The sequence below is a fragment of the Methanosarcina spelaei genome (assembly GCF_002287235.1).
GTDB classification, from domain to species: Archaea; Halobacteriota; Methanosarcinia; order Methanosarcinales; family Methanosarcinaceae; genus Methanosarcina; species Methanosarcina spelaei.
The window spans coordinates 1-1,130 of record NZ_LMVP01000298.1; the positions used below are offsets into that span (position 1 = coordinate 1).

Below are 1,130 nucleotides of genomic sequence, written 5' to 3' on the forward strand. Positions count from 1 at the left end.
ATAATAATAGATTCAAGATTATATAAAACTAAGTCAATGATTTAGGGACACGACCACCGAAAATGGAATTAGAATAGAACAAGAGTGTTAAGTTAGCGGAAGATCTCTATTCTCAGAGAAATTAGGTACTAGAATGAACAGATCATAAGAGGAATTATGTTCAGAATCTAGCAGTAATTGTTATAAAACTTCAATATCAATTATAAAGCATCTTTTATAAAACACATAATTATAAGTGGGGGGAAAGTATGAGAAAAGCACTTGTTATATTGATAGTAATGTTCGGTATATTCCTTGCAATAGGATGCACCGGTCAAAGAGAGGAAACTCCAAACCTAACAGGAACTCCAGCTGAAGAAGTAAAAGATATAACTCCAGCACAAGCAGGCACTCCAGCACAGGTTGTAACTGAAGTTGAGGTCGTAACTGAAGTTGAAGCTGTAACTCCAGTTGAAGAAGTAGTAGCAGAAACTCCAGTTGTAGCAGAAACTCCAGTTGTAGCAGTGACTCCAGCTGAGGGAGATACTCCAACTGAAGAAGGAACTCCAGCTAGAACGATGGAAACTCCAGCTAGAAATGATACAAGCGAGGAAGGAAGAGTGATCAGAATAACTCCGAACAACTAAGTAATACCGTATGGGCAGATAATCCAGTAATTCTGAGTCAGTGTGAGTTATCAAGTGATAATAGTAATAATAAGGATTCTGCCCATAATATAAAATTTACACATAGTGATGTAGTATAAACTTCAAATCCAATGAAGCGTAGCTAGGCACCTTAGTAATTAGCAATAAGACAAAAATGCTTAATAAAGTATAATAGCTGCATTGATCGAAAAAGGCATATAGATTGCATGGAAATCGGTTTTAAGAAATAGGATCTCAAATTAGCTTTTAAAATCTCTAATCTAATTTGATATCCACTTCTTTAAAAGTATCTCCCAAATGAATTTTTGCTTTCAACTTTATTTTGCAATTCTGTCAACACCATCAGTTGATATGCTATGAAACTCAATAGAGAGTAGAGTTTTCTACTCTGATTTCTTACTCTTCTAATATCGAATTTTACTGTACCCTTAATATGTCCATGTATCTTTTCACATTCAGCTCTCTTTTTATACTGATCATCAA

Annotated in this window: 1 protein-coding gene and 1 pseudogene; one reads left to right on the plus strand and one right to left on the minus strand. The window is 34.6% G+C overall.

The genetic code is table 11. The annotated features are described in order from the left end of the window. The first annotated feature begins 248 nt into the window (after nt 1-248). Complete coding sequence (locus ASJ81_RS13180; RefSeq protein WP_095644818.1) at nt 249-626, plus strand: hypothetical protein; 378 nt, start codon at nt 249-251, stop codon at nt 624-626. 301 nt (nt 627-927) lie between these two features. On the opposite strand, the pseudogene ASJ81_RS23335 reads toward ASJ81_RS13180, so the two are convergent. Further along, nucleotides 928-1,130: pseudogene (locus ASJ81_RS23335) on the minus strand (ISNCY family transposase); the annotation flags it as partial.